This window comes from Dactylosporangium sp. CA-139114 (assembly GCF_050955725.1).
In the GTDB taxonomy this organism is placed as follows: Bacteria; Actinomycetota; Actinomycetes; order Mycobacteriales; family Micromonosporaceae; genus Dactylosporangium.
Genome location: NZ_CP192080.1, coordinates 1,512,624 through 1,528,593, shown reverse-complemented (window position 1 = coordinate 1,528,593; position 15,970 = coordinate 1,512,624). Strand labels below are relative to the sequence as shown.

General features: G+C 73.2%; 14 protein-coding genes and 2 tRNA genes. 6 read left to right on the top strand and 10 right to left on the bottom strand.

Going from position 1 to position 15,970, the window contains the following annotated elements:
- Nucleotides 1-75: 75 nt before the first annotated feature.
- Nucleotides 76-1,602, top strand: a complete 1,527-nt coding sequence (locus ACQP2P_RS06825) for a CHAD domain-containing protein (protein ID WP_433614075.1) — start codon at nucleotides 76-78, stop codon at nucleotides 1,600-1,602.
- Nucleotides 1,590-2,465 (top strand): NUDIX hydrolase, encoded by an 876-nt coding sequence (locus ACQP2P_RS06820; protein ID WP_433614074.1) that lies wholly within the window; start codon nucleotides 1,590-1,592, stop codon nucleotides 2,463-2,465. Before ACQP2P_RS06825 ends, ACQP2P_RS06820 begins: the two co-directional genes overlap by 13 nt.
- Nucleotides 2,466-2,526: 61 nt before the next feature.
- Here ACQP2P_RS06820 and ACQP2P_RS06815 read toward each other — a convergent pair whose 3' ends face one another.
- The 3 genes from ACQP2P_RS06815 to leuC all read right to left on the bottom strand — a co-directional run bounded on the left by ACQP2P_RS06815 (nucleotide 2,527) and on the right by leuC (nucleotide 5,283).
- Nucleotides 2,527-3,123, bottom strand: coding sequence for an HU family DNA-binding protein (locus tag ACQP2P_RS06815; protein ID WP_433614073.1), 597 nt, complete (start codon nucleotides 3,121-3,123; stop codon nucleotides 2,527-2,529).
- A gap of 136 nt (nucleotides 3,124-3,259) precedes the next feature.
- Nucleotides 3,260-3,847 (bottom strand): 3-isopropylmalate dehydratase small subunit, encoded by a 588-nt coding sequence (gene leuD / locus ACQP2P_RS06810; protein WP_433084232.1) that lies wholly within the window; start codon nucleotides 3,845-3,847, stop codon nucleotides 3,260-3,262.
- A 17-nt stretch (nucleotides 3,848-3,864) separates the two neighbouring features.
- Nucleotides 3,865-5,283, bottom strand: coding sequence for a 3-isopropylmalate dehydratase large subunit (gene leuC, locus ACQP2P_RS06805; protein ID WP_433614072.1), 1,419 nt, complete (start codon nucleotides 5,281-5,283; stop codon nucleotides 3,865-3,867).
- 49 nt (nucleotides 5,284-5,332) lie between these two features.
- On the opposite strand from leuC, the gene ACQP2P_RS06800 reads away from it, so the two are divergent.
- The 3 genes from ACQP2P_RS06800 (at nucleotide 5,333) to ACQP2P_RS06790 (ending at nucleotide 8,965) form a co-directional block, all read left to right on the top strand.
- Nucleotides 5,333-6,019: an IclR family transcriptional regulator gene (locus ACQP2P_RS06800; protein WP_223101757.1), complete on the top strand. Its 687-nt coding sequence runs from the start codon at nucleotides 5,333-5,335 to the stop codon at nucleotides 6,017-6,019.
- 569 nt (nucleotides 6,020-6,588) lie between these two features.
- Complete coding sequence (locus tag ACQP2P_RS06795; protein WP_433614071.1) at nucleotides 6,589-6,852, top strand: hypothetical protein; 264 nt, start codon at nucleotides 6,589-6,591, stop codon at nucleotides 6,850-6,852.
- A gap of 121 nt (nucleotides 6,853-6,973) precedes the next feature.
- Entirely contained in the window at nucleotides 6,974-8,965 is a 1,992-nt protein-coding gene (locus ACQP2P_RS06790; protein WP_433614070.1) for a hypothetical protein, read from the top strand.
- Between the two features lie 241 nt (nucleotides 8,966-9,206).
- On the opposite strand, the gene ACQP2P_RS06785 is transcribed toward ACQP2P_RS06790, so the two are convergent.
- From ACQP2P_RS06785 to ACQP2P_RS06760, 6 genes are all read right to left on the bottom strand, one after another.
- Nucleotides 9,207-9,279: transfer RNA gene (locus ACQP2P_RS06785), tRNA-Glu, on the bottom strand.
- A gap of 65 nt (nucleotides 9,280-9,344) precedes the next feature.
- Nucleotides 9,345-9,416, bottom strand: a tRNA-Gln gene (locus tag ACQP2P_RS06780).
- Nucleotides 9,417-9,490: 74 nt separating this feature from the next.
- Nucleotides 9,491-10,279 (bottom strand): fumarylacetoacetate hydrolase family protein, encoded by a 789-nt coding sequence (locus tag ACQP2P_RS06775; protein WP_433614069.1) that lies wholly within the window; start codon nucleotides 10,277-10,279, stop codon nucleotides 9,491-9,493.
- A 10-nt stretch (nucleotides 10,280-10,289) separates the two neighbouring features.
- A complete protein-coding gene (locus ACQP2P_RS06770) occupies nucleotides 10,290-11,528 on the bottom strand; it encodes an FAD-binding protein (protein ID WP_433614068.1) in 1,239 nt (412 codons plus the stop codon).
- Between the two features lie 786 nt (nucleotides 11,529-12,314).
- Complete coding sequence (locus ACQP2P_RS06765; protein ID WP_433614067.1) at nucleotides 12,315-12,872, bottom strand: DUF305 domain-containing protein; 558 nt, start codon at nucleotides 12,870-12,872, stop codon at nucleotides 12,315-12,317.
- A 70-nt stretch (nucleotides 12,873-12,942) separates the two neighbouring features.
- On the bottom strand, nucleotides 12,943-13,701 hold the full coding sequence (locus tag ACQP2P_RS06760) for a lytic polysaccharide monooxygenase (RefSeq protein WP_433614066.1): 759 nt from the start codon (nucleotides 13,699-13,701) through the stop codon (nucleotides 12,943-12,945).
- 429 nt (nucleotides 13,702-14,130) lie between these two features.
- Here ACQP2P_RS06760 and ACQP2P_RS06755 point away from each other — a divergent pair, with 429 nt between their 5' ends.
- On the top strand, nucleotides 14,131-14,952 hold the full coding sequence (locus ACQP2P_RS06755) for an alpha/beta fold hydrolase (RefSeq protein ID WP_433614065.1): 822 nt from the start codon (nucleotides 14,131-14,133) through the stop codon (nucleotides 14,950-14,952).
- Here the strand turns inward: ACQP2P_RS06755 and ACQP2P_RS06750 are convergent, their stop codons facing one another.
- Nucleotides 14,953-15,858: a LysR substrate-binding domain-containing protein gene (locus ACQP2P_RS06750; RefSeq protein ID WP_433614064.1), complete on the bottom strand. Its 906-nt coding sequence runs from the start codon at nucleotides 15,856-15,858 to the stop codon at nucleotides 14,953-14,955. It lies immediately after the preceding gene.
- Between the last annotated feature and the right edge of the window lie 112 nt (nucleotides 15,859-15,970).

Sequence of the window (15,970 nt, the reverse complement as noted above, 5' to 3'; positions counted from 1 at the left end):
AGTCGACAGGAGACGCTGCCGCGCCGCATCGTCGACCGGGTGGATGAGCCCGTCTGACCTCTTGAGGGTGACTGGATGCTGGAGGAAGAGCGCAAGTACCTCGCCGACGACGGGTTCACGATGCCTGACCTCGGCGCCGCCGGCCGGGTCAGTGCGCGGGAGCCGGTGACGCTGCGCGCGACCTACTACGACACCCCCGAGCGGCTGCTCGCGCGCCACGGGGTTTCGCTGCGGTACCGCAAGGGCGACGCGTCCGCGAAGGTGTGGACGGTGAAGCTGCCGTCCTCGCGGGCGGGGATCCGCCATGAGTACTCGAGGCCGTCGCAGGGCTCGGGCGTGATCCCGCCGCAGCTGCTCGACCTCGTCACCGCCTACCGGCGCGGGCGCCCGCTCGGCCCGGCGGCGGTCCTGCGCACGGCGCGCACCGTCTACGAGATCACCGACGCCGGCGGGCGGCTGCTGGCGGAGGTCGCCGACGACGCGGTGAGCGTGCTCGACGGCCGCGAGGTGGTGCTGCGCTTCCGCGAGATCGAGGTGGAGCGCGCCGGCGGCGACCGGCGGCTGCTGGACGAGATCGAGGAGCTGCTGCTGGCCGCGGGCGCGCGGGCCGGCGCGTTCGTGGCCAAGCACGTGCGCGCGATGGAGGCGGCCGCGCCGCTGGACGCGCCGGTGCTGGCCGCGCCCGCGCGGCGGCGCACCGCGTACGCGGGTGACGTGGTCACCGGGGCGATCCGCCGCGACGTGGCGCGGATCTTCAAGCACGATCCGTTCGCGCGGCTGCGCGAGACGATGCCCAACGGCGACACCCCGGTGCACCAGATGCGGGTCGGCACCCGGCGCCTGCGCAGCGACCTGCAGACGTTCCAGGCGCTGCTCGACCCGCTCTGGACGGCCAAGTTGCGCGGCGAGCTGGCGTGGCTGGCCGGCGCGCTCGGGGGCGCCCGCGACGTGGAGGTGCTGCGGGAGCGGCTGCACCGCACGGCCGCCGCCGACCCGCTCGTGCCGGCCGACCCGCGCGCGGTGGCGCGGATCGACGCGGCGCTGGCCGCCCGGCAGGGCGCGGCGCTGCGGGAGCTGGACGGGGCGCTGCGCTCGCGGCGGTACGTGAAGCTGCTCAACGCCCTCGTCGGCGCGGTGGAGGCGCCCCGCCTCGCCCCGCCGGCCTGGGAGCGGGCCGAGGACGTCCTGCCGGGCATCGTGCGCAAGCCGTGGCAGCGCCTGGTCGAGGGCGGTGGCGGCGTGGTCGGCGCGGGCGAGCTGACCCCGGACCTGCCCGACGACGACTGGCACGAGGTGCGCAAGCGGGCCAAGCGCGCTCGCTACGCCGCGGCCGCGGTCGCCGCGGTCGTCGGCCCGGAGGCGCAGCTGCTGGCCAAGGCGGTGGCGCGGGCGCAGGGGGTGCTCGGCGAGCACCAGGACGCGGCGATCGCCGCGGACGCGTGGCTGGCGGCGGCCGCGGCCGAGCCGGGCGACCACGACCTCGCGGTGACGGCCGGGCGGCTCTTCGAGCGCGAGCGCGCCGCGGTGACACGGGCCCGCGCGGACTTCCCGGCAGTGTGGGAGACGGTCCTGGAGGATAGGAACATCGCATGGCTGAAGTGAACTCGGTGGTCCGCGCGGCGGGCGGCGTGGTGTGGCGGCGGTCCGCCGATGGGGTCGCGGAGATCGTGCTGGTGCACCGGCCGCGGTACAACGACTGGTCCCTGCCGAAGGGCAAGCTCGATCCGGGCGAGCACGAGCTGACCGCCGCGGTGCGGGAGGTCTTCGAGGAGACGTCGGTCGAGGCGGTGCCGCAGGTGCGGCTGCCGTCGGTGCGGTACCTGACCGGGGAGCCGGGTGTCGAGAAGAGCGTGGACTTCTGGTCGATGCGCGCGATCTCCTGGGCGCCGCGGGCGGCCGACGACGAGATCGAGGAGGCCCGGTGGGTGCCCGCGACCGGCGCGCACACGCTGCTGAGCTACGCGCACGACCGTGGGGTCGTGCGCGCCTTTCTCGACGTGCCGCCGGTGACCGGGGTGGTCGCGCTGGTACGCCACGCCAAGGCCGGCAAGCGCAAGGAGTGGACGGGTCCGGACGCCGAGCGGCCCCTGGAGGCCGCCGGGGAACATGATGCGCAGGGCCTGAGCGGCCTGCTGAAGCTGTTCCGGCCCGACCGGGTGGTGTCGGCCACCCCCCTGCGCTGCCGGCAGACGGTGGAGCCACTGGGGCTGCCGATCGCGGTCGACCCGGCCTTCGACGAGCTGGCCGGGGTGGAACCGGCCGTGGAGGCGCTGTCGGCTCTGGCGCTGCAGGGCGGTACCACCGTGGTCTGCAGCCAGGGAAAACTCATGCCGCCACTGCTCACCGCGCTCACGAAACGGGCCGACGTCAACTTCCACACCCGCAAGGGCTCCGGCTGGGTGCTGTGTTTCGCGGGCGGCCGCCTGGTCGGGCGGGATCGCCTCGCGCCGCTGACGCTGCGATAGCGCCCGGCACGGCGAAAGGGCGGCCCCGCAATCGCGGGACCGCCCTTTGTTGTTGCTTTACCTACTTGGCGGCGGCCTTCTTGGCCGGCGCCTTCTTGGCGGCGGTGGTGGTCTTGGCGGCGGCCGTGGCCGTCGTCGTCTTGCGAGCCGTCGTGGAAGCGGCGGCGCGGGTCGTCTTGGCGGCGGCCTTCTTCGCCGGGGCGGCCTTCGTGGCGGCCTTCGCCGGCGCGGTCTTGGTGGCGGCGGTCTTGGCCGGAGCGGCCTTCGCCGTCGTCGCCTTCGCGGTGGTGGCCTTCGCCGTCGTGGCCTTGGCGGTCGTCGCCTTCGCGGCGGTGGTCTTCGTCGCGACGGCCTTCTTCGCGGCGGCGGCGGCCTTCGGCACCTTGCCGCTGGCGACCATCTCGCGGAAGCTGGCGCCCGCGCGGAAGGCGGGAACCGACGTCTTCTTCACCTTCACCGCTTCACCGGTGCGCGGGTTGCGGGCGGTTCTCGCACCGCGAATGCGCTTCTCGAAGACACCGAAACCGGTGATGGCAACCTTGTCGCCCTTGGTCACGGCGGCCTGGATCTCGGCCAGCACCGCGTCCAGCGCCGCGTTCGCCGACTTCTTGTCGCCCAGGCGAGCGCTGAGCGCCTCGATGAGCTCGGCCTTGTTCACGTTTCCTCCCGTACCAGAATTGAAGTCCCTGTGGGCAAGGTATCCCAACGCACACAGGATACAAACATATGACGGAAAAGAAATCGTTGTGGAGTAACGGATTCGGCCGGAGGCTCATCGAGACGCCCTGCGAGGGCTAGTGAACGACGGGTGTCCACTCCGGACGGCCTTGTTCGAACTCGGTGATAGCGCCTTCGTGGCGAAGGGTGAGGCCGATGTCGTCGAGGCCTTCCAGCAGCCGCCAACGACTGAAATCGTCCAGCGGGAAGTCCCATTCGTGGGCGCCCGCGCGCAACTGGCGACTCTCGAGGTCGACCGTTACCTCAAGCTTGGGGTCGGCCTCGATCGCAGCCCACAGGGTCTCGATGTGCTCGCTGCCGATCTCGACCGGCAGGAGGCCGCCCTTGAGCGCGTTGCCCCGGAAGATGTCGCCGAAACGCGGCGCCACGACGGCCCGGAAACCGTAGTCCTGCAAAGCCCAAACGGCGTGCTCACGCGATGATCCGGTGCCGAACTCGGGCCCGGTGACGAGGATCGAGGCGCCCTCGTACGCGGGATTGTTGAGCACGAATTCGGGGTCCGAGCGCCAGGCGTTGAACAGTCCGTCGGCGAACCCGGTGCGGGTGACGCGCTTGAGGTAGACGGCGGGGATGATCTGGTCGGTGTCCACGTTGGACCGGCGCAGCGGAACGGCCGTGCCGGTGTGGACGGTGAACTTCTCCATGAGTGTCCGTGTCCCTTTTAGTTCAGGTCGGCAGGGGCGGCGAGATGACCGGCGACGGCGGTCGCGGCGGCAACCGGAGGCGAAACCAGGTGGGTTCGGCCACCGCGGCCCTGGCGGCCCTCGAAGTTGCGGTTGGAGGTCGAGGCGGAGCGCTCGCCGGGCTTCAGTGTGTCGGGATTCATACCGAGGCACATGGAGCAGCCCGCGAAGCGCCACTCGGCACCGGCCTCGGTGAAGACCTTGTCGAGGCCCTCCTCCTCCGCGGCCGCGCGCACGGACGCGGAGCCGGGCACGACGAGCATGCGGACGCTCTCGGCGACGCGGCGCCCGCGCAGCACGTCGGCCGCGGCGCGCAGGTCCTCGAGCCGGCCGTTGGTGCAGGAGCCCAGGAAGACCACGTCGATCGCGACGTCGCGCAGCGCCGTGCCGGGGGTCAGCGCCATGTACTCCAGCGCCTTCTCCGCCGCGGCCCGCTCCGCGCTCTCGGTGAAGTCCTCCGGGCGGGGCACGAAGCTGCCCAGCGGCGCGCCCTGGCCGGGGTTGGTGCCCCAGGTGACGAACGGGGTCAGCTGGGAGATGTCCAGCGTCACCTCGGTGTCGAACTTGGCGCCGTCGTCGGTGCGCAGGCTCGACCAGTACTCCTTGGCGCGATCCCAGGCCTCGCCCTTCGGCGCGTACTCGCGGCCCTCGATGTAGGCGAAGGTCGTCTCGTCCGGCGCGATCATGCCGGCCTTGGCGCCCCACTCGATGGACATGTTGGAGATGGTCATCCGACCCTCCATGGACAGCTTCTCGATCGCGGGGCCGCGGTACTCCACCACGTGCCCGCGCCCGCCGCCCGTGCCGACCTGGCTGATGAGCGCCAGCACCAGGTCCTTCGCGGTCACGCCGGGGCCGAGCTCGCCGACGACGTTGACCGCCATGGTGCGCGGGCGCGCCTGGGACAGCGTCTGGGTCGCCAGGACGTGCTCGACCTCGGAGGTGCCGATGCCGAACGCGAGGGCGCCGAACGCGCCGTGCGTTGAGGTGTGCGAGTCGCCGCACACGATGGTCATGCCCGGCTGGGAGAGTCCCAGCTGCGGTCCCATGACGTGGACCACGCCCTGCTGGGCGTCGCCCAGCGAGTGCACGCGGATGCCGAACTCCTCGGTGTTGCGCCGCAGCGTCTCGATCTGCGTGCGCGAGACCGGGTCGCTGATGGTCAGCAGGTTGTCGGTCGGCGTGTTGTGGTCCTCGGTCGCGATCGTCAGGTCGGGCCGGCGCACCGGCCGTCCGGTCATGCGCAGGCCGTCGAAGGCCTGCGGGCTGGTGACCTCGTGCACCAGGTGCAGGTCGATGTAGAGCAGGTCGGGCTCACCGGCGGCGGACCGCACCACGTGCGCGTCCCACACCTTCTCCGCCAGCGTTCGCGGCTGCTGTCGTGCTTCTCCCACCATCTGGACATCCTAAAATTTGGGAGGTATGTTTCGGTCTGTGGGACACAGTATGAGCGGTGTCGGCGTGCTCGACAAGGCGGTGGTCATCCTTGCCGCCTGCGTCGACGGCGCCAGCCTGGCGGAATTGGTCGAACGGACCAAGCTTCCGCGCGCCACCGCGCACCGCCTGGCGCAGGCGCTGGAAATCCACCGCTTACTGGTTCGTGACGCGCAGGGGCGCTGGCGGCCGGGCCCGCGGCTGGGTGAGCTCGCCAACGCCGCGCCGGACGTCCTGCTGACCGCCGCCGAGCCGATGCTGACCGCCCTGCGCGACGCGACCGGAGAGAGCGCGCAGTTGTACCTGCGCCGCGCCGACGAGCGGCTGTGCGTGGCTGCGGCCGAGCGGGCCAGCGGTCTGCGCGACACCGTGCCGATCGGCGCCGTGCTGCCCATGACCGCCGGCTCGGCCGCGCAGGTCCTCCTCGCGTGGGAGCCGCCCGAGGCCGTGATGCCGCTGCTGCCCCGGTGCAAGTTCACCGGGCGAACCCTCGCGGAGGTGCGGCGGCGGGGCTGGGCGCAGAGCGTGGCCGAGCGCGAGCCGGGCGTGGCGAGCGTGTCCGCGCCGATCCGGGACCGCACCGGGCGGGTCATCGCGGCGATCAGCGTGTCCGGGCCGATCGAGCGCCTGGGCCGGCGGCCCGGTGACCGGCACGCGATGGCCGTGGTGCGCGCCGGGCAGCGCCTGTCCGGCCTGTAGACCCCTCACCTTCGACCAAGCCCCCTTCGGCCAAGCCCTCCCCCTCGACGTCGACCGGCCCGGACCTCCGCGTCCGGGCGGTTTCGCGTGGCCGGGCGCGAGCGGGTTGCGGGCGCGCTTGTTGCGGGGTGCGCAGCGCGCGGGTGCGCGGCTTGCGGGGCGCGGCGGGCGGATTGCGGAGCGCGCGGGGCGCGGGCAGCGGCGGTCCTCGACCCGCCGATCCTGGCGGTGTCGGTTGCGGGGCGCGGCTTGCGGGACGCGGCGAGCGGGTTGCGGAGCGCGAGGGGCGCGGGTTGCGGGGCGCGGCGAGCGGGTTGCGAAGCGCGCGGATTGCGAAGCGCGCGGGTTGGGGGCGCGGCCGGCGGGTTGCGGGCGCGCGGGGCGCGGGTTGCGGACGAGCGGGTTGCGGACGAGCGGGTTGCGGACGAGCGGGTTGCGCGGCGCGCGGACGCGCCTACGATCGGCGGGACGTGCCGTGCGGAGTTCCCGGGTGTACCGGCGCGCGGGCGCGTACTGCATCGGCGGATCCGGGGCGCGGTCCCGGAGCGCATCAGCTGGAAGGAACGCCAGTGCCCGAATCGACGACACCCGCCAGCCCGGAGCCGGACGGCTCGGCCGGCCTGCACGCCTCACCCTCGTCGGGGACGCCGTCCAACCCGCCCGGCAACGGCCCGAGCGGCCCGGACGCGCCCGACTCCCCCGCGACGCCGACGGAACCGCAGACCCCGCCCACGCCGTCGGGTGGCGGCAGCAGCCGCGGCGGCTGCATGTCGATGATCATCGCGCTCGTCGTGTTCATCGCGGCGATCCTCGGCATCGCCACGCAGCTCTAGATCGCGTCCGCGCGCCGGTCCGGAGCACGGCCCCGCGCGCCCGCGCCGCCGACTCGGCGGATTCATGACCGTGCACTCCCCCGCTAGCATCTCGGTCACATCCAGCGGGGGAGGCACAACCATGTCATCGACGGACGATCCGTCCCAGCCGGGCACCACCGAAGAGCCGCCCGGCACTCCTGAGGAGCCGCCCGGCACCACCGAAGAGCCGCCCGGCACTCCTGAGGAGCCGCCCGGCACTCCTCAGGAGCCGCCCAGCGCCACCGAAGAGCCGCCCACCGGCGGCGAGGCGGCCGAGCACTCCGACACCCAGCCCGCCGAGGCCGAGCGCCCCGCCTCCGGGAGCTTCACGCCCGTCGACGCCGTGCTCACCGGCGCGATGTCCGCCGACGGCATGCTGGCCGGCCCCGGCGGGGCGGAGGCGCCCGCGCGGCCGCGGCGGCGCCTCGCCCTCCTGCTCGGCGCCTCGGCCGTGGTCGTCGCGGTGCTGGCGGCGGGCGCGGCGTACGCGGTGCTGCAGCGCTGGGACAAGCCGACCGGCGCGCTGCCGGAGGAGCGGCTCCCGGCCTCGGTCGCGGCGTTCGCGCGGGTCAACCTGACGCCGGGGCTGGGCCAGCGGGTCAAGTTCGAGGAGCTGCTGCGCAAGAGCAAGGGCGCGCCCCCGGACCTGGACGGGCTGGAGCGCGAGCTGTTCGAGGACCTTCGGGCGCCGGTGACGTACGCGGATGTGGCGCCCTGGTTCGACGATCGCATCGGTGTCGCGATGTGGGCCGCGCCCGCGCACCCGGACCGGGCGGTGACCCTCGTCGCGGCGTCGGCGCGGGACGAGCAGCAGGCGCGCGGGTCGCTGGACGCGCTGCAGCGCCGGCGCGGGACGGACCACGTGGGCTTCGTGGTCGAGGACGGGTACGTCCTGCTGGCCGTCGGCGACCTGGACGCCCAGGGCACGGCGACGGCCGCGGCCGCGGAGGCGAAGCGGGCGCCGCTGGCGAAGGACCCCGGGTTCCGCGCCGCGATCGCGACGCTCCCGGGCGACCAGCCGGCGATCGGCTGGGCCGACCTGGCGAAGGCGAACCGGCTCAGCCCGGAACTGGGCGAGGAGTACGTGCCGAGCCTGATCGGCGGGGTGGGCTTTGTCGAGGACCCGGTCGCGGGGCCTGTCGCGAGGCCCGGCGCGGGGCCTCTCGCGGGTCCGAGCACCTCGCCGCGACCGGCCGACGTGCCGGCCCTCGACCCGCACGGGGTCGCCGTCTTCGGCCTCCGCGCGGCCGACGACGCCCTCGAGGCGACCGTGCGGCTCATCGGGGTGAACGGGCTGCCGCTCGGTACCAATGCCGGGAAAACGGACGTCGTGGAGGCTCTGGGCGGCCTCTCCGGCGATGCCTCGGCCGCGGGCGTCATCGCGGGGCCGCTCGGTGACCTGACGAAGGTGCTGGGTCCGGGCGCCGCGTATCTCCCGATGAGCCTGTTCGGCACGGCGATGCTGCCGCCGGGCCCGCTCGGGGAGAGCGACCGGGGGGACCTCGGCGGCCCGGGCGACCTGCCGCCGGGCTTCGTCGTGGCCGACCCGGAGACGATCAAGCGGTACATGCGGGAGCACCCGGAGATGTTCGCGGACGTGCCGGAGGGCGACCTGCGGATCATCACCGGCGATGAGGTGGTGGAGCGGCTGCGGGTCGGGGCGCAGCCCGACAAGCTCGCGGCGGCGCTCGCGTCCGGGCTGGGCGCGGCGCGGACGGTGTCGTTTGCGGTGGCCGGGAAGGCCGGCGAGGAGTCGCCGGAGACTCCGTTGCTGCTCGATCTGCGCATGGCGGACGCCGCGGCGGCCGCGCGGACGCAGCAGGAGCTCGCGGACCTCGCGAAGTTCACCAAGGTGAAGTGTGAGCAGCACGAGGACCACGTGGTGCTGCGCTCGGACGCGTACGCGGGTGGGACGTCGCGGCTGGCGGACGATCCGCTGTTCCGGCGCGCGATGGCGGGCGCGGTCGCGAGCCCGGTGGCGGCGGTGTACCTGGCGGGGTCGGCGGTCGGCGAACCGGTCCGGGCGGTGGGGGTGACGGCGGGGCGCGCGGGCGCGGACACCGTGCTGCAGGCCCGGCTGGTCGTGGCCTAGAACGTGCGCGAGGCCCGGCTGGGCGTGGCCTGGACCTGCGCGACGCCCGGCTGTCCGTCGCCTGAACCTGCGCCACGCCCGGCCGGTCGTGGCCTGAACCTGCGCCACGCCCGGCTGTCCGCCGCCTGAACCGAGACCGGGGGCCTGGGGATCACGTCCCCGAGCCCCCGGGCCGGTCCCTGAAAACACAACAGCCGCTTCGAGGTCTGACTCCTCGAAGCGGCTGGATCGTGCGCATCTGTAGCCCCGACCGGATTCGAACCGGCGCTACCGCCTTGAGAGGGCGGCGTCCTGGGCCGCTAGACGACGGGGCCCCAGTACTTTCCTTACGTGCTGACGTGCGGTGAAACACTACCAGTACCGCGATCTTGCTGCGGCGCTGGGGTACCAGGACTCGAACCTAGACTAACTGAGCCAGAATCAGTCGGGCTGCCAATTACCCCATACCCCATTGGCGCTTACCGCGCCGGAAGAGAACTTTACCGGAGAGCCCCTTCCACGCCAAATCGGTTGTCGCCAACACGCCTAATCCAAGGTCAAAGCCTTGTTGCTGAGCGCGCCGATCCCCTCGATCGAGACCACGACCTCGTCGCCGTTGACGATCGGGGAGACGCCGGCCGGGGTGCCGGTGAGGATCACGTCGCCGGGCAGCAGCGTCATCACATGTGACACATATGACACGATCGTCGGCACGTCGAACACCATGTCCTTGGTCCGGCCGAGCTGGCGGACCTCCTCGTTGACCTCGCAGCGGACCTCGACGTCGCTGACGTCCACGCCGGTGACGATCCACGGGCCGATCGGACAGAACGAGTCGAAGCCCTTCGCGCGGGTGAACTGAACGTCCTTGCGCTGCAGGTCGCGCGCGGTCACGTCGTTGGCGCAGGTGTAGCCGAAGATCGCCGCGGCCGCGCCCGCGCGGTCGACCCGCCGCGCGCCGGTCACGCCGATGACGACGGCGAGCTCCGCCTCGTGCTCGACCTGCTGCGACTGCGGGGGCAGCCGGATGGCGTCGTTGGGCCCGATGATGGACGTGGAGGGCTTGAGGAAGAGCAAGGGCTCCTTCGGGACGTCGTTGCCGAGCTCGGCCGCGTGGTCGGCGTAGTTCCGCCCGACGCACACCACCTTGCTGGGCAGGATGGGCGAGAGCAGCCGCACATCGGCGACGGCCCAGCGCTGGCCGGTGAACCGGAGCTCCCCGAAGGGGTGGCCCTCGATCTCGGCGACGGTCAGCCCGGACGCGCCGGCCGACGACTCGCCTTCAACGACCCCGAACGACATGCCACTGCTGTGGGCGAAACGAGCGATACGCACGGGTTGAAATCTACTCCCCGAGCACGTGACGCTCCACGAACGCGTTGCGGAAGGTGCCCGCCGGGTCCAGCCGCGCGGCGAGGGCGGCGAAGTCGCGCCCGCGCGCATACCCGGGCGCGTGCCGGAACACCTTGCCCCAGTGCGGGCGCGGGGCGAACGGCGCGAGTGCCGCTTCGAGCGCGTCAACCGCCCCAAGAACAAGATCATGATTCGGTACCCACGTGAAGTGCAGCGCCACGCTGTCGCGCTCGAAGTGCGGGCTGAGCCACATCGAGTCCGCCGCGACCGTGCGGATCTCGGAGATCTGCAGCGCCGGCACGACCTGGTCACGGACCCGCTCGACGGCCGCGAAGGCCGCGACCGCGTCCGCGCGCGCCACGAAGTACTCGGTCTGCAGCTCCTCGCCGCTGCTCGGGGTGAACTCGAGCTTGAAGTGCGGGAGCCGCTCGTGCCACGGCCCGGGCGCACCGCCCTGCTCGGTGCAGTGCTCGGGCGACATGACGGCGATCGGGTGCCGCTTGCCCGCGGCGGGGACGGCGCCGAACAGCTCCGCGGGCGCGGGCGCGTCCTCGTCGCGCCGCTTGAGCCAGACCTGGTCGACGGTGTCGCCGCGCCAGCTGGTGAAGAGACTCACGCTGTACGCCGCCGACGCGATCTCGTCCCAGTGCGCGTCGAGCTCGGCGCGCGGGAGCTGTTCGTAGACGTGCTGGCTGATGCGGTACCGCGGCTGGATGTCGAGCGTGACCCGCACGACGGCGCCGAGCACGCCGAGCGCGACCACGGCACCGTCGAAGTCCGCGTCCCCGCGCCGCAGCGACACCAGCTCGCCGCCGCCGGTCACGATGTCGACGCCGGCGACCGCGGTGGCCAGGTTGCCGAGCCCGGCCCCGGACCCGTGCGTGCCGGTCGCGACCGCGCCCGCGACCGAGATGTGCGGCAGCGAGCCGAGGTTGTGCAGCGCGTAGCCGTCGGCGTCCAGGCGGCGCGCCAGCTCGCCGTAGCGCACCCCGCCCGCGACGCTGACCGTTCCCGCGCCGGCGTCGATGCGGATGTCGGCGGGCAGCCCGCCCACGCTGAGGAGGTCGGCGTCGGTGTCGGCGATCGTGTTGAACGAGTGGCCGGTGCCGAGCACCCGCACCCGCTCCGCCCGGGCGACGATCTCCTGCACCTGCTCGACGCTCGCGGGCCGGTGCACCCGCGCGGCGCTGAACTCGATGTTGCCGGCCCAGTTCCGCAGCCGCTCGCTCATTTCTGCCGCCTTCCAGCCCCTACGAAGCCCCGTGCTGCCCGCCACGGTAACGACCTCGGGTGACTTCCGCCTCCGCGCGCGTCCTCGGCGCCCGCTTCGACGCTCCGATAGGGCCGCTCGCCTGCACCGCGCTCGGCTCGGGCCGGTTGACGGTCTCCGCCCGCGGCGTCTCGCCTCCGCGCGGTCCCTCGCCTGCGTATCGGGCATGCCGACGGTCGCGGTAGGGCTGCGGTGCGCGCGGGCGCGGGCAGACGGTGCGCGCGGGCGCGACACGGGCGGGAGCGCGGCGCGGCGCGGCACAGACGGTGCGCGGGCTCGGGGCGGCGCGCGGGCGCGGGGCGGCGCAGCACAGACGGTGCGCGCGGGCGCGGGGCGGCGCAGCACAGACGGTGCGCGCGGGCGCGGGGCGGCGCAGCACAGACGGTGCGCGCGGGCGCGGGGCGGCGCCGGGGCGCGGGGGCGCGGGGCGGCGCGGGGGCGCGGGGCGGCGCGGGGCGGCGCGCGGGCGCTGGGCAGACGGTGCGCCCGAGCGCGACACAGGCGGGAGCGCGGCGCGGCGCGGCACAGACGGTGTGCGGGCGCGACACAAGCGGTGCGGGTGCGGCGTGTCCATGGCGGTTGACCCGCGGACGGATCGACTGCCAGCCCGCGAATGGATCGGCTGCCGGCACGGGAACGGCTTGGGTGCCAGCCCGGGAACGGATTGGGTGCCGTGGCCGCGCGTTGCCCGGTGGGCGCCGGGCAACGCGCGGCGGCTCGGGGCGGCGCCGGTGGGCGGATGCGGGGTCAGGCGGGCTGGTTGAGGTACCGGAGCATCTGCTGGATCTCGGCGGTGCGTGACTCGTCGATGCGCTTGGCCAGGTCCAGCGCCCCGGGGTTGACTCCGGAGCCGGTCTCCATGCGCGCGATCTCGATCGCGTTGTGCTGGTGCGCGATCAGCAGGTTCAGGAACTTCGTCTCGAAGTCCGCTCCGGTCGCGGCCCGCAGCGCCTTGATGTCGTCCGGGTTGGCGCCGTGCGCGCCGCCGTGGCCGGCGTGCGCGGACGCGTCGGCGTTGGGCGGCTGGCCCCATGACTCGAGCCAGACCTGCATCGTCTTGAGCTCGTCGGTCTCGGTGGCGTCGATCGCGGCCGCGAGGGTGCGTACGTCCTCGCGTGCGGCCTTCGTCCGGGCCAAGCGCACCATCTCCAGGGCCTGGCTGTGGTGGGCCGCCATCATCTGGCTGAACATGACGTCGGTGTCGTTGAAGACGCGTTGCTCGGTTCCTGCCGGGGCGGGCTGGGCCGGGGCGGCGGCGCAGCCCGCCAGCAGGAACGTCGCGAGCAGGAGCGCGATGCGTTTCATGAGTCTCCCTGCGCGCGGGGGCGTCCCGGGGGTGCCGGGACGCCGCCCTTCTTTCAGCGGTACCGGATGATCAGACGCGCTGCCACAGAGCCGGGACGTTGGGCGGTTCCCAGCCGGGGATGGCGGTGTGCGCCTGGCGGCACTGGTACGTCACGCCGTTGTACGTGACGCGGTCGCCGACCTTGTACGCGGTGCCGGCGGCCCAGGTGGTCGTGCCCGTCGGCGGCTGCGAGGTCGGGGAGGTGGACGGCGAGGGGCTCGGACGCGTCGGCGACGGCGACGGCTGGGTGGGCGTCGGCGTCGGGTTCCCGCCGCCGGTGCCGACCTGCAGGTCGACGCACGAGTAGAACGCGTTGCCGGTGTCGGCGATGTTCCAGCGGGCCAGCACCAGGATGCGGCCGGTACGGCCGCCGAGGTTCACCGTGTGGGAGACGGTCGCGTCGGGCTGACGGTTGCCGCCGTCGATGTTGGCGATGCGGGTGCCGCCCACGAAGTACTCGAAGTTCGTCGTGGTGTGGCGCGCGGTGAACACCCACGTGAACGTGACGGTGTTGCCGACCGACGTCGCGGGCCAGCCCTTGTTCGGGTCGTCCAGCTCCGCGAACCGGCTGTTGCCGCCGCTGCAGCTCGTCAGGCCCTTCGGACCTTCGACGCTCTGCGGTTCGTAGACGATCTCGCCGCAGTTGGCCACGCGGCCCTGGGCGCACATCGCCTGGCGGCTGGGGGGTGAGGAGATGTACCCGTGCGCGGACGCGGGTGACGCCGTCACGAGGAGTGCGGCGGCCACGGCGGCCAGCGTGAGAGGTACCGCAGCGATCGCTTTACGCATTCAATCGCTCCTTCCAACGGTGGGGGGTGATGCCGCCCAATGTAAGGGAAGGATTGTTAACAGTAAATAACCTTTATGAATATTGGTCGATGGAGCGCTCTCACTTCAGGTAGGGTTGACCACCCTTTAAGGTGCGGCCGTGCGCGAGACGCGGCCGTGCGCGAGACGCGGCCGTGCGCGAGACGCGGCCGTGCGCGAGACGCGGCCGTGCGCGAGACGCGGCCGTGCGCGAGACGCGGCCGTGCGCGAGACGCGGCCGTGGGTGCTTCCGTGCGGGCGCCTCGCCGCTTCGCGGCCGGATGCCCGGCACGACATCACGCTCGTGCGCCGGCCACGCGTCCGCGCGGCCACCCCGGTGGGCGAGGTTCGCTCTCCCGATCGCGGGCAGGTCAGCACGGACCCGTCCGAGCCGGTTCGCGAGGAGACGTCATGCCCTACATCGCCACGTCCGACGGCGCGCAGATCTTCTACAAGGACTGGGGCTCCGGCCGCCCGGTCGTGTTCAGTCACGGCTGGCCGCTCAACGCCGACGCCTGGGACAGCCAGATGATGCTGCTCGCGTCGCAGGGCTTCCGCGCGGTCGCGCACGATCGTCGCGGCCATGGGCGATCCACGCAGACGTGGTCCGGCAACGACATGGACACCTACGCCGACGACCTCGCCGAGCTGGTGGACCAGCTCGGGCTCACCGACGCCATCCTGGTCGGGCACTCCACCGGCGGCGGCGAGGTCACCCGGTACCTCGGGCGCCACGGCACGTCGCGCGTGGCGAAGGCGGTGCTGGCGGGGGCCGTACCGCCGCTGATGCTCAAGACCGACGCCAACCCCGAGGGCACTCCGCGCGGCATGTTCGACAAGATCCGCTCCGGGTTGCTCGCCGATCGCTCCCAGTACTACCGGGAGCTGAGCCGTCCGTTCTACGGCGCCAACCGGCCCGGCAGCAACGTCTCGGACGGCCTGCGCGAACAGTTCTGGCGGCTGAGCATGCAGGCGGGGCTCAAGGCCGCGTACGACTGCGTGCGCGAGTTCTCCGAGACCGACTTCACCGAGGACCTCAAGCGCATCGACATCCCGGTGTTCGTCGCGCACGGCGACGCCGACCAGATCGTGCCGATCCAGGCCGCGGCCCTCAAGTCCGTGCTGCTGCTCAAGAACGCGAGCCTGAAGGTGTACCCGGGCGCGCCCCACGGCATCAGCGGCACCTACGAGGCCGCGTTCAACGCCGACCTGCTCGCGTTCGTCCAGGACTGATCACGAGCCTTGGCCAGCCGGTTCACCGAGGTCGTCCAGCGTCGCGAGGAGGCGTTGCACCACGGGGGTCGCGGTGCGGACGTTCCAGGCGAGGCCGATGTCGACCGTGGGAGTCGGCGGGGTGAGGCGGCGCAGCACCACGCCGCGCAGCCGCAGCGCCTTCGCGCGGCCCTCCGGCACCGCCGCGACCACGCCGCCCGCCGCGACCGCGCGCAGCAGCTGCTCGTCGTCCGGCTCGTAGCGGACCAGGTTGAACCCGGACGGCCACACCTGCGCGACGATGCGGTCGAACATGCCGGGGCCGTTCTCGCGCGGCCACATCACCGCCGGCTCCCCCGCGACCTCCTCGCGCGAGACCCGGCGCAGGCGGGCCAGGCGGTGCCCGGAGGGCAGGGCCAGCCGCAGCTCCTCGGTGTCGACCAGCCGCCAGTGGATGCCGGGCTCGTCGAGCGGCGGCCGGACGAATGCCGCGTCGTACCGCCCCGCCAGCAGTCCCGCGACGTTCGGCGCGTGCCAGCCGGTCTCCGGCAGCACCTCGACGTGCGGGTTCTGCGCCCGGAAGCGTTCGATCAGCGCGTCGACCCGCCCGCCGCGGGCCGATCGCGTGTACGCCAGCCGAATCCGCCCGTCCTGCCCCCGCGCGGCCGCGTCGATGTTCTCCCGCGCGGCCCGGGCCTGCGCGAGCAGCAGCGTGGCCTCGGCCGCCACGACTTCGCCGACGGCGGTGAGCGAGCACCCACTCGGGTGGCGTTCGACGAGGCGGGCGCCGACCTCGCGTTCGAGCGTGCGGATCTGCTGACTCAGCGCCGGTTGGGCGATGCACAGCTCCTTGGCCGCGTGGGTGAAGTGCAGCTCCCGGGCCAGCACCACGAAGTAGCGCAGCCGCCGCAGGTCCAGCGGTTCCATCGGGCGAGCATAGGGGCGGGCGCGACGGGTGGTCCAGGTGTGCGGAGGCGGCCTCGCTCGCGGGCCATAAGCGTGGCTTATCGCGCGATAACCCGCGCGACCTGGACAAAGT